A 16,180-nucleotide genomic window follows, 5' to 3' on the forward strand; every position below is an offset into this window, starting at 1 on the left:
AACTTGTTTGTTGATTTTCAAAAAGAAAGATTACAAATAAACTAAGTAATGTATAATTTTATTTGTAGTTAAAGAGTTCTTTTAGAATATTTAGGCGACCTGTTAACTTTACTTGCTTTACAATCCTAACAGTTTTTTACCTTCTTCACTAACTAATGCTGTTGACCATTTTGGTTCAAATACAACATTTATATTGACACAAAATGATGGATGTTTTTGAACAATAGTTTCTTTAATACTGGTAACAATTGTTTCTCCCAATGGACAAGAAGGTGTTGAAAAAGTTAAGTCAATATCTATGTTATCTTTTCCATCAAAATTTAGTTTATAAATTAATCCTAAATCAACAATATTAATTTCAATTTCTGGATCCATTACATTTTTTAGAAGCTCTAACGTTTCTAATTCAAATTCTGTGATTTCCTGTTTCGTCATTTTCTTTAAATTTTACTTTATGGGTAATCATTTTAAATATATTCACATTGTACAAAAATGCCACAACCAACAAGGCGTAACTTCCAATTTTAATAAATACTAATTGGTTAAATAAAAGTCCAATTACAAACGCAGCTATAAATACAAAATAGATGATGATTTGAATATTGGCTATTTTTTCTGAATACAACTCTCTTGGCAACGGTGTCTTTGTTTTTCCAATTAACTTTTTATATTTATCTAGCCAAATAATAAATGGTAATGTTTTGTAAGTTTGGCCTAAAATTAAGGTTGTTATCAACCCAAAAATAATTGAAAATCCGTAAAAAGTAATAATTCTGAACATAAAGTCTACTTCAAAAGAAGTACTTAAAACTATAAAACCAATTATTATAAAAGGCATAAAAATAGCAGCAATTGCTAACATGGAATACTGCATACCAACATCTAATTTTTTACGCAATCTCTTTTTATATGAATCGTAAATAAAAGAGATAAAAAACAAAACTCCACCAATTATTAATAACGGAATTAGGTAATCTATTTCACTTTTTTGAATTAAAAACCAATTAACTACAGCAATTAAAAGGCCTCCATTTATTAAATAATAAGCATAATTTAATTTCTTTTCTTTTAACTCGTGCGAAATTAAAAACATAGGAATTAACGTTGAACCTACACCAATAATTAACAATACAAACCAGCCAATTAATCCAATTGATGCGTGTATTTTTAGGTAATGAAGATGTATTTCAGTAAGAAAATTAAATTTAAAATTTAAAGCAATTACAGTTCCAATTAATTCGGTAATTAACAACCAGAAAACCGATGTAATTACAAAAGTTGATTTTACGTTTTTTAAAGTTGCATTTCTATAAGTTAATCCAACATTTACCACAAATAATAACAACGATAAGAACATACAAACCGATGCGTATGGTAATAATGAAACATATGAACCAACCCAAAACGAATAAGATAAAAAGAGAACACTAAAGGCTGAAAACCAAAAGGTAACTTTAGCCAATTTTTCGCTATACAAAGCTGTTTCAAAAACTACTGGAATTAATTGATATAATGCTCCAAAAACAATCATAGATGCCCAACCCAAAACAGCAATATGTGTTATTGCTATTAATTTTGTATTGAAATAAGCCTGCAACAAATTTTCATCTGCTAAAATTAACAATACAGCTAAAATCAGTAAACTTATTGCTCCAAATATAAAATGAGGTGTAATTACACTAATATGCGGAGCATTATTTGTTTTTAAACCGTTCAAAACTACTTATTTTTAAAAATTAATAATTGTAAATGGTCTAAACTTCTTTTCTTATAATGAATTTCAAAATTTCTTTCTTCCAGTTCTGGCAGTAAAAATTGTGGTACTTTTTTATGATCTACAAACAACGCAAAACCTTTAGGTAATTGTTCTAATTCTTCCAAAATTGTTGTCATTGGTTCTGGCATTTCTAAATGACGAACATCAATACTTTTTAATTTCCCTGCAAAGGTTTTGTAAAGTGCATCAAACTTTAAACTTTCCACAGTTAAAGTTGGTTCAATTGCTTTTTCTAAGGCTGCATCCTTTTTAAAAAATGTATGATAAACACCAGATTCTGGCTGTTTTGTCCAAGATTTGTAACCATTTTGTTCTAATTTGGTAATTAAAGGAAGTGGTTGAAATGTGTTTATTATTTGTAGTGTTTGTCCTTCTTTTAAGGTTTTAACTGTTTGCATAATTACGTTAAAAGGGTCAGTTCCTCCACTTAAAATAGGCCGAACATCTAAAGTAACTATATCTTTATTTTTAGAAAATGAAGTCATAATTGTATATTTTAAACTTTAATAAAAGACAATTTTATCCTTTATCAAAATTACTTATAAATTATTAACTATCATAATTTAGACTCAATAAATTTAAGCTAATATGACGGCTGTCATATTAACGAACTATTTCTTTGAATTTTTCAAAATCTAAACCTCCATAATTACCCGAACTCATTAATAATAAAGCTGTATTCTCTAAACTTTGAGAAAATAAATAATTTCTAAATTCCTCAGGATTTGTGTAAATAATTAAATCTTCTCTATTAAAAGCCTCTTTAATTTGGTCTATAGAAACTTCTTCTAGTTTTTTAATTTCAATAGCGTGTGGAGAGTAAAACACAACAGCTTTATCCGCTGCATTTAGTGCTCCCTCGTACTCATTTAAAAACTCCGCATTTAAACTACTATAGGTATGTAATTCCAAACAAGCCAACACAGTTCTTTCTGTATATTGATCTTTAACCGCATTTGTTGTGGCTTCAACTTTACTTGGTGAATGTGCAAAATCTTTAAAAATTACTGTTGAATTATTCTCTACAATTTTTTCCAAACGTTTACTTGCGCCTTTAAAAGTTGCAATTGCTTCATAAAAATCCTCCTCTCCAATTCCCATATGTTGGCAAATCCATTTTGCACCAGCCATATTCTGCAAATTGTGTTTTCCAAAAATTTCTAAAGGCATTTCTCCTTCAGGTGTTTCAATAAAAGTTGTTCCGTTTACAATTTTATGTTCTGGTGTTGCATACGGGTATTTTTTTATTGGACTTTCGGAATTCTCAACTACATTTTTCACCTCATCATCTTCTTCATTATACACCATAATTCCTCCATTTGTTAACGAATCTGTAAAAGTGGAAAACTGTTCTACATAGTTTTCAAAGGTTGGAAATACGTTTATGTGATCCCAAGCAATTCCACTAATTAAAGCAATATTTGGTTTATATAAATGAAATTTTGGGCGTAAATCTATTGGCGAACTCAAATATTCATCACCTTCTAACACCATAAATTCATTTTCTTCGGTTAAATGAACCATAGTATCAAAGCCATCTAACTGAGCTCCAACCATATAATCAACTTCCACAGAATGGTAATTTAATACGTGTAAAATCATTGAAGTTATGGTAGTTTTTCCGTGAGAACCACCAATAACCACACGTGTTTTATCCTTACTTTGCTCATATAAAAATTCTGGATACGAATATATTTTTAAACCTAACTCTTTTGCCTTTAACAACTCTGGGTTATCACCTTTTGCGTGCATTCCTAAAATAACAGCATCAATATTTGAGTGTAATTTATTTGGAAACCAACCAAATTCTTTTGGTAATAAACCTCTTTTATCTAAACGCGATTTAGAAGGTTCAAAAATAGTATCATCACTTCCCGTAATTTGGTATCCTTTTTGTTGTAGAGCAATAGCAAGGTTGTGCATAGCACTTCCTCCAATAGCAATAAAATGTATATTCATTCTAAAAATTTTGTAGGGTAAATGTACAAAATACCTGTTAAAATTTTTATTAAATTAGAAAACACTAATTGACAAACTTACTTTACTAATTAGTAGTGGTAGTTTACTCAATATTACATATGCAAATTACTTTATAAAAGTATATTAGCTATCTAAAATTACAATTATGAAAAAAATTGCCTTAACTATAATGACAATAATTTTATTTTCAAACATATCAAAAGCTCAACAATTTGAAGACTTTAGCAAGTTATGGAAAGATGTTCAACAACTTGAAGAAAAGTCATTACCAAAATCGGCTTTAAAAGTGGTTGAAACAATTTATAAAAAAGCCAGTAAGGATAATAACTCTGCACAACTAATAAAATCATTATTATATAAATCTAAGTTTGCATTAATTTTAGAAGAAAACGCCCAATTAACAATTGTAAATCAATTTAAAACAGAAATTGAAAAAGCCAAAACTCCAACTAAAAATATATTAGAAAGTGTTTTAGCAAACTTGTACTGGCAATATTTTCAACAAAATAGATGGAAGTTTTACAACAGAACAAAAACTTCTGAAAAAGTAGATACTATAGATTTTAGAACTTGGGATTTGGAAACTTTGTTTACAGAAATTCACACTCATTTTCAAAACTCATTACAAAATGGAATTATTCTTCAACAAACTAATTTAGAAGAATTTAATGCTATTTTACATTTACAAAAAGACTCAAAAATTTACAGACCATCGTTATTTGATTTTATTGCCAACAATGCTTTAGACTTTTATAAAACTAACGAAAACACAATTACAAAACCCGCCAATAAATTTGAAGTAAATCCAAAAGATTTTGATCGTTTTTACGAAAAAAACACCAACTATAATTTACATAAAGATCAACAATCACTTCAATTAAATGCGTTAAAAATTCACCAAGATTTAATTTCATTTCATCATAATACAAAAGATTCAAATGCATTTGTTTTAGCAGAACTAGATCGCCTACATTTTTTAAATGAACACGCTTATTTTGAAGAAAAAAATGAGTTGTATTTTGAAAAATTAACACACCTTAAAAGTGAATTTAAATTACACGAAGCATCAACTCTTATTGATTTTGAAATTGCTACAGTTCACTTTAAAGAAGGAATACTATATAACTCCAAAACGAATAAAGAAGCTCAATTTAAAAAAGCCAAAGCGTTAGATATTTGTAATTTGGCAATTGAAAAATTCCCGAACAGCAAAGGATCTGAAAAATGTAAAAACCTAAAATCCACAATTATTCAGCCCGAATTAAGAATTACCGCTGAAAAACATATTCCATTTAATTTACCAAGTAAATTTTTAGTTTCATATCAAAATATAAATAACTTAAAAACTTTTATTTATAATATTACCGATAAGGAAATTAAAACCTTTAATAAAATATACAATGATTCTGAAAAAGCTAATTTTATAAATAACCTTACAAAGTTTAACACTTTTAGTAGCTCTTTAAAAAATGAAAAAGATTACCAACAGCATAGCACAGAAATTGTATTATCCCCTCTAAAAAATGGCAAGTTTTTAATTGTTTGTTCTCCTAATTCAGAAATTAATAAAGAATCAATTTTTGCTACTTCTATTATTCAAAGCACAAACATTTCATTGGTTCAAAAAAATACTCCAGAAAAAAATATATTTCAGGTAATTAACAGAAATACAGGAGAACCTATTATTGACGCTAAAATTTCAGTTAACAACTATAATACAGGTAGATATAACAAAGCTATTTCAAAAAAATTTACAACTAATAAATTTGGTGAGTTTAGTTTTAAAACTAATAAGTACCATAGAAATGTAATTATTTATGTAAAAACCGATACCGAAAAAGCCTCCTTTGGCGATTACTATTTTAATGAAAACAGAAATCCACAAATTGAAAAAAATAAAAATCACCAAATAACTGTTAAACCATTTATTTTTACAGATAGAAGTATCTATAGACCAGGACAAACGGTTCATTTTAAAGCTATTTTTATTGAAAAGTCTGGCGATAAATCAATTCCTTATAGTAATAAAGATGTTACCGCCACTCTATTTAATGTAAATAATGAAGAAGTAAAAGAACTTCCTTTAAAAACAAATGAATTTGGTTCGGTAAGTGGTAGTTTTATAATTCCAAATAATGGACTACTTGGCCAACATTATCTAAAATTAGAAACAAATAAGAATTTTAGAAACAATTTTTATTTTTCCGTTGAAGAATACAAACGTCCAAAATTTGAAGCTGAATTTAACCCGGTAACCGAAACTTTTAAAGTAAACGATTCGGTAACCATAAAAGGAAATGCAACAGCTTTTGCTGGAAGCTCAATTTCAGAAGCAAAAGTAACTTACAGAGTTCATAGAAAAGTAGTGTATCCACGTTGGTATTATTGGTACAGACCTTTATTTAATGGGTCCGAACCTATGGAAATTACACACGGAGAAACTTTCACAGATAATGAAGGTAATTTTGAAATTACTTTTAATGCTATACCAGATAAAAGCTCAAAAAAAGAAGACAAACCTATTTTTAATTATGAAATTGAGGCTGATATAACTGATATTAATGGTGAAACTAGAAGCGCTTCTACTGTAGTAAAAGTTGGGTATCACACGCTAACTTTAAACACCTCAATAAATGAGCAAATTGATGCCAAAAGTAAAAATCACAAAATTTCAATTGAATCTATAAACCTTAATGGTGAATATGCGCCTACAAAAGGAACATTAAAAATCTTTAAGTTACAAGCTCCCCAAAACGTGTTAAGAAAAAGACCTTGGAAAGCTCCAGATTATCAAATTATTTCAAAAGAGGAATATCAAACCTTATTTCCTCACGAACCTTATACCGATGAAGAAAATAACATTATTATTTGGAAAAAAGGAACACTTGTTTTTGAAACAAAATTTGACACCGAAAAAAGCAAAGAAATTCTATTAAAAAAGATAAAAAATTGGAAAGTTGGTAACTATATTATCGAAGTTGAAGCGAATGATAAATTCAATCAAAAAATTGAAGATAAAGCACGTTTTATAGTTTTTAACTCTAAAAAACCACAAATTTCAGACAATCAATTATTTGAAATTAGAAAAGATAAAAACAGTTATAAACCAACTGAGTTTGTTTCTCTAAAACTGGGTTCAGCATCTAATAATATGGCTGTAACTGTTGCGATAGAAAAGAATCATAAAATTGTAAGTCAGCAAATTGTTAATTTAAATAATGAAGTTAAATTCATTAAAATTCCTATAACACAAGAAGATTTAGGTGGTTTTGCCATTAAATATAGTTTTTCTAATTACAACGAATTTAAAAGTGGAACTGTTCAAATTCCTGTACCACACGCCATAAATAATTTACAAATTGAAACTCAAACTTTTAGAGATAAATTACAACCAGGAACAGAAGAAACTTGGAGTTTTAATATAAAAGGTAAAAATACCGACAAAGTAACTGCAGAAATATTGGCAAGTATGTATGATGCATCTTTAGACGAATTTAAATCGCATAATTGGAGTTTTAATCCCATTCAATATGCTTCTTATTATAGTTATAATAATTGGAATAGTTTAAACTCTTACGGAAACACCAACTTTAGAGTTCATAATTTAACTAGAAATTATTATAACAATCCTACTCAAAATTTTGATGAATTAAATTGGTTTGGACTTCATTTTGGGAATAGAAATATTAGAATTCGAGGAATGGCTTCTATGGCCAAAAGATCCAATGAAATTGTCATAGTAGAAGAATTTGCAGAAGTTGAAGAAATGGCGATTGAAACTACCGAAGCAGATATGCAGGAAAAAGTTATGATTAGAGGAAATACCGCAATAAACAATGCCGAAGTTCTTTATATAGTTGATGGTGTTATAGTTAAAGGAAACCCTAATTTAACCCCTAACGAAATAGGAAGTATTAATGTTTTAAAAGATGAAGCCGCAACATCTTTATACGGCGCGAGAGCTGCAAATGGAGTAATAATTATTTCAACAAAAAGTGGACAAAAAAAGCTAGAAAAGGAATTAGGAAAAGTACAAGCAAGAAAAAACTTTAAAGAAACAGCTTTCTTTTTTCCACATTTAAAAACAGATAAAGAAGGTAACATAAGTTTTAGTTTTACAATGCCAGAAGCTTTAACGCGCTGGAAATTACAACTAATAGCGCATACAAAAGAACTGGCTACAGGAACAAAAACATTAACAACCGTTACCCAAAAAGAGTTAATGGTATTACCTAACCCTCCTCGTTTTTTACGTGAAGGTGATGTTTTACAGTTTTCGAGTAAAATTTCAAATTTATCGAACAAAGCGTTAAATGGCGTTGCTCAACTAGTTTTAACAGATGCTATTTCAGGAAAAGAAATCAATCACTTAATTGATAGTGAAGTAACGACACAAAACTTTATAGTTGATGCTAAAGGAAATACTAATGTAAATTGGACATTAACTATTCCTGATAATATTCAAGCTGTACAATATAAAATTGTTGCTAAAGCAGGTGAATTTTCTGATGGAGAACAAAATGTATTACCAGTTTTATCTAACCGAATGTTAGTTACAGAAACCTTACCAATGTGGGTTCGTACCAACCAAACAAAAACATTTACGCTAGATAAATTAAGAAACAATAATTCACCTACATTAAAGAATCATAAATTAACTTTGGAGATTACTTCCAATCCGGCTTGGTATGCAATTCAAAGTTTACCGTATTTAATGGAATATCCGTATGAATGTGCAGAGCAAACATTCTCGCGTTATTATGCAAATAAATTGGCAAGCCATATTGCAAATTCAAATCCACGTATTCAGGAAGTATTTAATCTTTGGAAAACAAGTGATGCGTTGGTTTCTAATTTAGAGAAGAATGAAGAATTAAAATCAATTATTATTCAAGAAACGCCTTGGTTACGTGATGCACAAAGTGAAACCGAGCAAAAGAAACGAATAGGTTTGTTATTCGATTTGAATAAAATGAAAAACGAGCAAGAAATTGCTATCAATAAACTAAAAGAATTACAATTTAGCAATGGTGGTTTTCCTTGGTTTAAAGGAAGTAAATATCCGAACCGATATATTACACAGCACATTGCTTCAAGTTACGGTCACCTTAAAAAGCTTAATGTCATTCTGAACGATAGTGAAGAATCTAAAATGATGACAAAAGCTGTCAAATTTTTAGATGATGAAATTTTAGTCGATTACATCAAACTTTTAGAAAATGCTAAAAAAATAAGAGACAAAGCCAAAACAAAAGCTACAGGAATTAAAGCTGAACAAGAATATTTAGAAAAAAATAATATAGGCCATACACAACTTCATTACTTGTATATGAGAAGTTTTTATAATGAAGTTGAAATCTCTTCAAAAGTTCAAAAAGCAGTGGATTATTACACCAAACAATCTGCAACTTATTGGACAGATTTTAATCTTTATTCAAAAGGAATGATTGCATTGGTTCAATATAGAAATGAGAATAAAACAATCACTTCTGATATATTAAAATCGTTAAAAGAAAACAGCATAACTTCCGAAGAATTAGGAATGTATTGGAAAGAAAATGCACCAAGTTGGTTCTGGTATCAATCGCCAATTGAAACACAAGCTTTAATGATAGAAGTTTTCGCTGAAGCTGGAAATGTCATACTGAGTGAAACGAAGAATCTAGAAGCAATTGATAACTTAAAAATCTGGTTATTAAAAAACAAGCAAACCAACAGTTGGAAAACTACCAAAGCAACTGCTGAAGCTGTTTATGCTCTATTATTACAAGGAAGTGATTGGCTTTCGGTTAATGAATCTGTTGAAGTTACTGTTGGAACTCAAAAAATAGAACCTTCAAAATTAGAAAACGTAAAAATTGAAGCAGGAACTGGTTATTATAAAACTTCGTGGAATGGAAATGAAATTACTCCTGAAATGGGAGAAGTTACAATTTCGAAAAAAGATGAAGGAATTGCTTGGGGAGGTTTATACTGGCAATACTTTGAAGATTTAGACAAAATTACTTCGGCTGAAACTCCTTTAAAATTAGGTAAGAAATTATTCTTAAAACAGAATACTGATACCGGTAAAGAATTAACTGAAATAACTGAAAACACAAATTTAAAAGTTGGTGATTTAATTACCGTTAGAGTTGAATTAAAAGCCGACAGACCAATGGAATTTGTACATATGAAAGATATGCGAGCAAGTGGTTTAGAACCAATAAATGTAATCTCTAGTTATAAATGGCAAGATGGTTTAGGCTATTACGAAAGTTCAAAAGATGCTTCAAATAACTTTTTTATGGAACGTTTACCAAAAGGTGTATATGTTTTTGAATACGATTTACGTGTAAATAACGCCGGAAACTTTAGCAATGGAATTACTACGATACAAAGTATGTACGCTCCAGAATTTAGTAGCCATAGCGAAGGTGTAAGAATTGAGGTTGGAGAATAATTAATGTTTGATTTTGAAATAAAAATTTATCATTCTGAATGAAACACAGTGAAATGAAGAATCTTACGCTCTTTAAAAATTTAGATTCTTCGATATCGCTCAGAATGACAACGTACTAATAACACCCTATCATTCTGAATGAAACACAGTGAAATGAAGAATCTTACACTCTTTAAAAATTTAGATTCTTCGATATCGCTCAGAATGACAACGTAATAATAACACCCTGTCATTCTGAATGAAACACAGTGAAATGAAGAATCTTACGCTCTTTAAAAATTTAGATTCTTCGATATCGCTCAGAATTACATTTTACAGCTTAATCTTAATAGTTTCAGTTTCATCTACATCATAAAAATTAGAAAAACCAAAAACTTTATAAATTATTTTACCTTGGTATTTTACATCTATCTTTTTGCTAAAAAGACTGCCAATTAAACCTCCTAAATTTTTATTTGAAAAAATACTATCTGTTGGAATATTAACTTTTAAAGGAATGGTAAATTCTTCTTTTGCTGGTACCTCAAAACTTTCAGAAGAAACTGTTGCCATTTCATTTCCATTTACAAAAACCTTAATTCCATCCGCTTTTAATTCACCGCCAATAACATTCGGATTTTTAAAAAGCGCATCGCCTTTTATAGTTATATAGGTTTTCGTTGATTCTATAACCTTAATATTATTTACACCTCTAAATTCTGGAGATTCTTTTATCGAACAACCAATAATAATAAATGCAAAAGTTAAAACTAAAAGTGTTTTTTTTATCATTTCCTTTGTGTTATTTACAATAAACAAATAAACAAATTATTTATTTTTTAAAATAGAATTAACACTTTTTTTACTAGACTTTGCAAAAGGATTAAAGTCTAATGCTTTTTGGATCCAATATTCTAGATCCGCATCCAAATCCAGTGCATCATCATCCAAATAAACATAACCTTTCATTGGCCTACCTTTAAAGGTCATTTCTTTACAACCTTTTTTTGTTAATGCTTCAGCATACTTTTCGGTTCCAATTCTAGCCATTAATTCATTTTTTATAATTCCAACACACATTTTATCTTCAACCATAAAGCATAAACCTCCAAACATTTTCTTTTCATAAAAATTAACATTTTTATCTGTTAAACATCTATTTATTCTATCTGCTAAATGTTGATTATATGCCATCTTTTAATTTTTAAAACTTTAAATATTAACTGTACATTTGCATAAAAATATAAAAATGGATTTAAATCTGATTCCGAATATAAAACATACAAACAGCAACAACTTCTTTTTATTGGCCGGACCGTGTGCTATTGAAGGTGAAGAAATGGCTTTACAAATTGCTGAACATATTTTAAAGGTAACTGACAAATTGGAAATTCCTTTTATTTTTAAGGGAAGTTTTAAAAAAGCAAATCGTAGTAGAATCGATAGTTTTACAGGAATTGGTGATGAAAAAGCATTAAAAATATTAAGAAAAGTTTCAGAAACTTTTAATGTTCCAACAGTTACGGATATTCATACAAATGAAGATGCTGCAATGGCTGCTGAATATGTAGATGTTTTACAAATTCCTGCTTTTTTAGTTCGACAAACTGATTTGGTTGTGGCTGCTGCAAAAACAGGAAAAGTGGTTAATTTGAAAAAAGGACAATTTATGAGCCCAGACGCAATGAAACACGCAGTACAAAAAGTAAAAGATAGCGGAAATGAAAAAGCTTGGATTACGGATAGAGGTACAATGTTTGGTTATCAAGATATGATTGTTGATTTTAGAGGTATTCCTGAAATGCAAAAATATGCGCCTACTATTTTGGATATTACTCATTCTTTACAACAGCCAAACCAAACTAGCGGTGTTACGGGTGGAAGACCAGATATGATTGAAACTATTGCTAGAGCTGGTGTTGCAGTTGGTGTTGATGGTTTATTTTTAGAAACTCATTTTGATCCTAAAAATGCAAAAAGCGATGGAGCAAATATGCTTGATTTACAATATTTAGAAGGTTTATTGAGTAATTTAGTTGCTATTAGAAAAACTATTAATGGTTTTTAAAAAATTATTGAACCTATTCCATTTTGTTATTCTGAATGTAGTGAAACGAAATGAAGAATCCATTACTATGTCAGATTCTTCGCTAATGCTCAGAATGTCATACCTTTTAGTTTTTAATCTTTTAATTGTTCAATATAATCATACAAACCACACCTTTTCACTATTTTCTATAGAGGCTGCTGCGTCTTTTAATAATTGAACAAACATTAATTCGTCAAAATCTTCTAATTTTTTAATTTGAAGTGAGCGTACTTGCTTTCTATTATTATGGTTTTTAAGTTGTGGGTATTTTTCTTCTAATAAAATTCCCTGAACAAACGCAATATCAACAAAATTGGTTCCTTTTAATACGTTTAAGTACAACATTGGCTTTTTGGTTATATTGAAGAAAGGAATTTTATAACTCAATTTTTCTTGAACATTAGGCAACGTTTTTAGTATTACACTTCTAACATAAAGCATAATTGACTGGTATGGTTCTTTTTGGTTATAAAAATATTCGTCTATTGGATTCATAAAAAAACACCAACAATATATAAAATATTCTTGGTGTTTTTAATTAATATTAAAAAGAACTATTCAGATAAATTATCCACATTTAGAATGTCCACAGCTTTTACATTTTAGACAACCTTCTTCATAAATCAATCCTTCTGGGTCGCCACAATCTGGACATTTTTTATCAATTGCTTGGGTTCCATCTTCAACAAATTGTTTTAATGTACGCGCAATACCATTTTTCCATGTATTAATATTTTCATCGTACATATTCAGGTTTTGAATTAAATCAACAACATATGGAATTGGCATACCATGGCGCAGTACTCCTGAAATTAATTTAGCATAATTCCAATATTCTTTATCAAAGGTTCTAGATAAACCTTCCATTGTTATTTTATACCCTTGTTTATCGGCAAATTGAAAATCGTAGCGAGTATTTCCTTGTTCATCTTTATTTTTTATTACCCAACCTTCTTCTAACCAAGTTGGTAATAAAAAGGCATCTTCAATTTTACCTGTAAATACTTCGTATGGTTTTTTATTAATTAAACCTACAACAGCAACCCATTTTTCGTAATCATTTTGAAAACGTACAACCTTCGCTTCAATTCTTTTTGGTCTTTTTGGAAAAATAGTTTCGGCGTAGCATTCTCCTTTTGCTTTAGCTTTTTCTTTGTTTTCTTCTTTTTCACTGGCTACTAAAATTCCACTTCGAGAGCCATCTCTATAAACTGTTATACCTTTTAATCCTTTTCTCCAAGATTCAATATAAATATCTCCTACCAATTCAACAGGAACATCACTTGCCAAATTTATTGTTGAACTTATTGAATGTGTTGTGTACTTTTGAACCAAAGCTTGCATTTCAACTCTTTTTGCCCAATCAATTTCCGGAGCAGTGGCACCTTTATAAGGACTCTCATCAATATCTGTTTTACCCGTAACTTCCATCCATTTTTTCACTTTTGGATGATATACCTCAAACTCTTCAAATGCGTCTCCCATATCATCAACATATGCTATTGTTGCATTTTCATCTCCATCGTTTACTTTTCTTCTTCTTTTATATGATAATAAGAATACAGGCTCAATTCCAGATGAAGTTTGCGCCAACATACTTAAACTTCCTGTTGGTGCTACAGTACTAATTGAAATATTTCTTCTTCCATACTTCATCATTCTTTTATATACATCTGGAAAATCTTTTTCCATCATTTGTACAAATTCAGAGAATTTTTCAATATCAGGGTTAAAAACTTCAAACTTTCCACGAGTAATAGCCATATCAATACTACTATCAAACTCTCCTTTAAGCTTGGTTTTCATAATTTCATCAACAACAGCAATTGCTTCATCTGTGTCAAATTTCTTACCTAAAGCCGCCATTGCATCTGCTAAAGCTGTAAAACCTAAACCAGTTCTTCTCCCCTTTTTACCTGTTTTATATAATAATTTCCAAGTATCTATTTCAACTTGTTTAATATCATTAGGTTCCTTATCGTGCATTATTTTGTTGAATATTTTATCAACAGCCTCAAGTTCTAAATCTACTAAATCATCCATTAATCGTTGAGATTCATATACAACTTTGTAAAATTTATCGAAATCGAAAGACGCTTCTTCTGTAAAAGGATTATCAACAAAGCTGTACAAATTAACAGCTATTAAACGACAACTATCTCCACCTTGCATTGCAATTTCAGAACAAGGGTTTGTTGAGCTATTTTTAAATCCTGGATAAATAGATGAAGTAGAATAATAATGTTGACGATCCCAAAATATCAATCCTGGTTCAGCTGTATTATGAGCACATTTTATTATTGTATCCCATAATTCTTTAGCTCTAATTGTTTTAGTATATTTAGGTGTTTTGCTTTCAATTGGCCATCGCAACGTAAAATCTTCATCATTGACAACTGCTAGCATAAATTCATCTGATAATCTTAATGAAATATTTGCTCCAGTTATTTTTGATAAATCTTGCTTTACTGTAACAAACTCTTCAATATCAGGATGTGCGATATCCATAGTAAGCATTAAAGCACCTCTTCTTCCATTTTGAGCAACTTCTCTTGTTGTATTTGAAAAACGATCCATAAAAGATACTGCTCCAGTTGTTGTTCCAGCAGAATTTGAAACCTGTGCTCCTCGAGGTCTTAATTCAGATAAATCTACTCCTACTCCACATCTACGTTTAAATAATTGTGCTAATTGTTGATCTGTATGAAAAATTCCTCCATAAGAATCCAATACTGGTGGAATTACAACACAATTCGATAGTGAAGCAATAACATTTTCATTCCCTAAAGAAGACATAACACTACCTTGAGGAATAATATATTTAAAGTCCTTGAACAACTCATAAATACCATCTTCAGATAAAAAATCACGTGTTTTCCCATATTCTGAAAGACCTTCAGTACTCTTTTCTTTATCCAAGTACTTCTTTTCCATTCTCCCAAATTCAACTGCCATTCTTTTATGCATTTGGTCGGGCACACATTCTAAGTATTCTCCCTTTTTATTCTTTACAGCATACTTATTCATCCAAGTTGTGGCTGCAAGTTCATCTCCGTTAAAGTAAGTTAAACAACTCTCTAACACTTCTTTATAATCATAAATTTTGGGAAATACTAATTCTTCTGTCATCATGAGCTTGATATATTTTTTTATTGTTTTTCAAGAAATAAAATTAGATAATAATTAAACCTATTTTATCTTTAATTGAAATTAGTTATCTACATTTTATTGTTGAAAAGTTTGTTGAACTATTTTTTTTACACTTACTTTGTATTTCAAAGTACTTTAACCATGACCGAAAAAGATTATTTACAAGACCTTACAGAAATTAAATCCATAATGAATAAATCTACCAGGTTTATTTCACTTAGCGGAATGTCTGGAATTTTAGCAGGTGTCTATGCTTTAATTGGTGCTTGGGTTGGAAATATGTTAATTAATTCGTATCAAAACGGTGATAGTAATTTTGCTTATTTACCAATTAATTTTTTTGAATACATTTTAGTAGGAGTTGCTGCACTAGTTTTAATACTTTCTATATGTACTGCATACCTATTTACCTTAAAAAAAGCAAAAAAAAATAACGAAAAAGTATGGACTTCTGTTTCTAAAAGGATGTTAAGAAGCTTTATTGTACCATTAATTACAGGCGGATTATTATGTATTGTATTGTACCAATATAACTTAATTGGTTTAATTGCCCCGTTTACTTTAATTTTTTATGGTTTGGCATGTATAAATGCTAGTAAATATACAATGGGAGATATTTATTATTTAGGTATATCGAATATAATTATTGGTTTAATTTCAACTCAGTTTATTGGATATGGATTATATTTCTGGGCTTTAGGATTTGGTGTTTTGCATATAATTTATGGTTTTTTAATGTATACTAAATACGATAAGTAATAAC

11 protein-coding genes are annotated in these 16,180 nt (G+C 29.3%); 3 read left to right on the forward strand and 8 right to left on the reverse strand.

From position 1 onward, the window contains the following. Positions 1–117: 117 nt before the first annotated feature. The 4 genes from Q0776_RS10775 to Q0776_RS10790 form a co-directional block, all read right to left on the reverse strand. Positions 118–435 carry a metal-sulfur cluster assembly factor gene (locus tag Q0776_RS10775; protein WP_298368005.1) on the reverse strand — a complete coding sequence of 106 codons (318 nt, stop codon included), beginning with the start codon at positions 433–435 and terminating at the stop codon, positions 118–120. Continuing rightward, a complete protein-coding gene (locus Q0776_RS10780; RefSeq protein WP_298368007.1) occupies positions 407–1,717 on the reverse strand; it encodes a hypothetical protein in 1,311 nt (436 codons plus the stop codon). Before Q0776_RS10780 ends, Q0776_RS10775 begins: the two co-directional genes overlap by 29 nt. Positions 1,718–1,719: 2 nt before the next feature. Continuing rightward, positions 1,720–2,262, reverse strand: coding sequence for a DUF2249 domain-containing protein (locus Q0776_RS10785; RefSeq protein WP_298368008.1), 543 nt, complete (start codon positions 2,260–2,262; stop codon positions 1,720–1,722). Positions 2,263–2,380: 118 nt separating this feature from the next. Beyond that, on the reverse strand, positions 2,381–3,736 hold the full coding sequence (locus tag Q0776_RS10790; RefSeq protein WP_298368010.1) for a Mur ligase family protein: 1,356 nt from the start codon (positions 3,734–3,736) through the stop codon (positions 2,381–2,383). A 166-nt stretch (positions 3,737–3,902) separates the two neighbouring features. On the opposite strand from Q0776_RS10790, the gene Q0776_RS10795 reads away from it, so the two are divergent. Then, entirely contained in the window at positions 3,903–10,199 is a 6,297-nt protein-coding gene (locus tag Q0776_RS10795; RefSeq protein ID WP_298368012.1) for an MG2 domain-containing protein, read from the forward strand. A gap of 312 nt (positions 10,200–10,511) precedes the next feature. Here the strand turns inward: Q0776_RS10795 and Q0776_RS10800 are convergent, their stop codons facing one another. Both Q0776_RS10800 and Q0776_RS10805 read right to left on the reverse strand, forming a co-directional pair. Continuing rightward, positions 10,512–10,970 carry an LEA type 2 family protein gene (locus Q0776_RS10800; protein WP_298368014.1) on the reverse strand — a complete coding sequence of 153 codons (459 nt, stop codon included), beginning with the start codon at positions 10,968–10,970 and terminating at the stop codon, positions 10,512–10,514. A 36-nt stretch (positions 10,971–11,006) separates the two neighbouring features. Next, positions 11,007–11,372: a TfoX/Sxy family protein gene (locus tag Q0776_RS10805; protein WP_298368016.1), complete on the reverse strand. Its 366-nt coding sequence runs from the start codon at positions 11,370–11,372 to the stop codon at positions 11,007–11,009. A 55-nt stretch (positions 11,373–11,427) separates the two neighbouring features. On the opposite strand from Q0776_RS10805, the gene kdsA reads away from it, so the two are divergent. Continuing rightward, a complete protein-coding gene (gene kdsA, locus Q0776_RS10810; protein ID WP_298368018.1) occupies positions 11,428–12,246 on the forward strand; it encodes a 3-deoxy-8-phosphooctulonate synthase in 819 nt (272 codons plus the stop codon). Between the two features lie 138 nt (positions 12,247–12,384). On the opposite strand, the gene Q0776_RS10815 is transcribed toward kdsA, so the two are convergent. Further along, positions 12,385–12,762 (reverse strand): DUF1801 domain-containing protein, encoded by a 378-nt coding sequence (locus Q0776_RS10815; RefSeq protein ID WP_298368020.1) that lies wholly within the window; start codon positions 12,760–12,762, stop codon positions 12,385–12,387. A gap of 72 nt (positions 12,763–12,834) precedes the next feature. Then, entirely contained in the window at positions 12,835–15,399 is a 2,565-nt protein-coding gene (locus Q0776_RS10820; RefSeq protein WP_298368022.1) for an adenosylcobalamin-dependent ribonucleoside-diphosphate reductase, read from the reverse strand. A gap of 159 nt (positions 15,400–15,558) precedes the next feature. Between Q0776_RS10820 and Q0776_RS10825 the strand changes: the two genes are divergently transcribed. After that, a complete protein-coding gene (locus Q0776_RS10825; RefSeq protein ID WP_298368024.1) occupies positions 15,559–16,176 on the forward strand; it encodes a hypothetical protein in 618 nt (205 codons plus the stop codon). The last annotated feature ends 4 nt before the right edge of the window (positions 16,177–16,180 follow it).

The organism is uncultured Lutibacter sp. (assembly GCF_947495725.1).
Classification (GTDB): Bacteria; Bacteroidota; Bacteroidia; order Flavobacteriales; family Flavobacteriaceae; genus Lutibacter.

Excerpts from the sequence above, each read along its gene's own strand:
- Q0776_RS10775 (WP_298368005.1), bottom strand. The coding sequence starts at position 435 with ATGACGAAACAGGAAATCACAGAATTTGAATTAGAAACGTTAGAGCTT.
- Q0776_RS10805 (WP_298368016.1), bottom strand. The coding sequence starts at position 11,372 with ATGGCATATAATCAACATTTAGCAGATAGAATAAATAGATGTTTAACA.
- Q0776_RS10825 (WP_298368024.1), top strand. The coding sequence starts at position 15,559 with ATGACCGAAAAAGATTATTTACAAGACCTTACAGAAATTAAATCCATA.
- Q0776_RS10800 (WP_298368014.1), bottom strand. The coding sequence starts at position 10,970 with ATGATAAAAAAAACACTTTTAGTTTTAACTTTTGCATTTATTATTATT.
- kdsA (WP_298368018.1), top strand. The coding sequence starts at position 11,428 with ATGGATTTAAATCTGATTCCGAATATAAAACATACAAACAGCAACAAC.
- Q0776_RS10815 (WP_298368020.1), bottom strand. The coding sequence starts at position 12,762 with ATGAATCCAATAGACGAATATTTTTATAACCAAAAAGAACCATACCAG.
- Q0776_RS10785 (WP_298368008.1), bottom strand. The coding sequence starts at position 2,262 with ATGACTTCATTTTCTAAAAATAAAGATATAGTTACTTTAGATGTTCGG.
- Q0776_RS10790 (WP_298368010.1), bottom strand. The coding sequence starts at position 3,736 with ATGAATATACATTTTATTGCTATTGGAGGAAGTGCTATGCACAACCTT.
- Q0776_RS10795 (WP_298368012.1), top strand. The coding sequence starts at position 3,903 with ATGAAAAAAATTGCCTTAACTATAATGACAATAATTTTATTTTCAAAC.
- Q0776_RS10820 (WP_298368022.1), bottom strand. The coding sequence starts at position 15,399 with ATGATGACAGAAGAATTAGTATTTCCCAAAATTTATGATTATAAAGAA.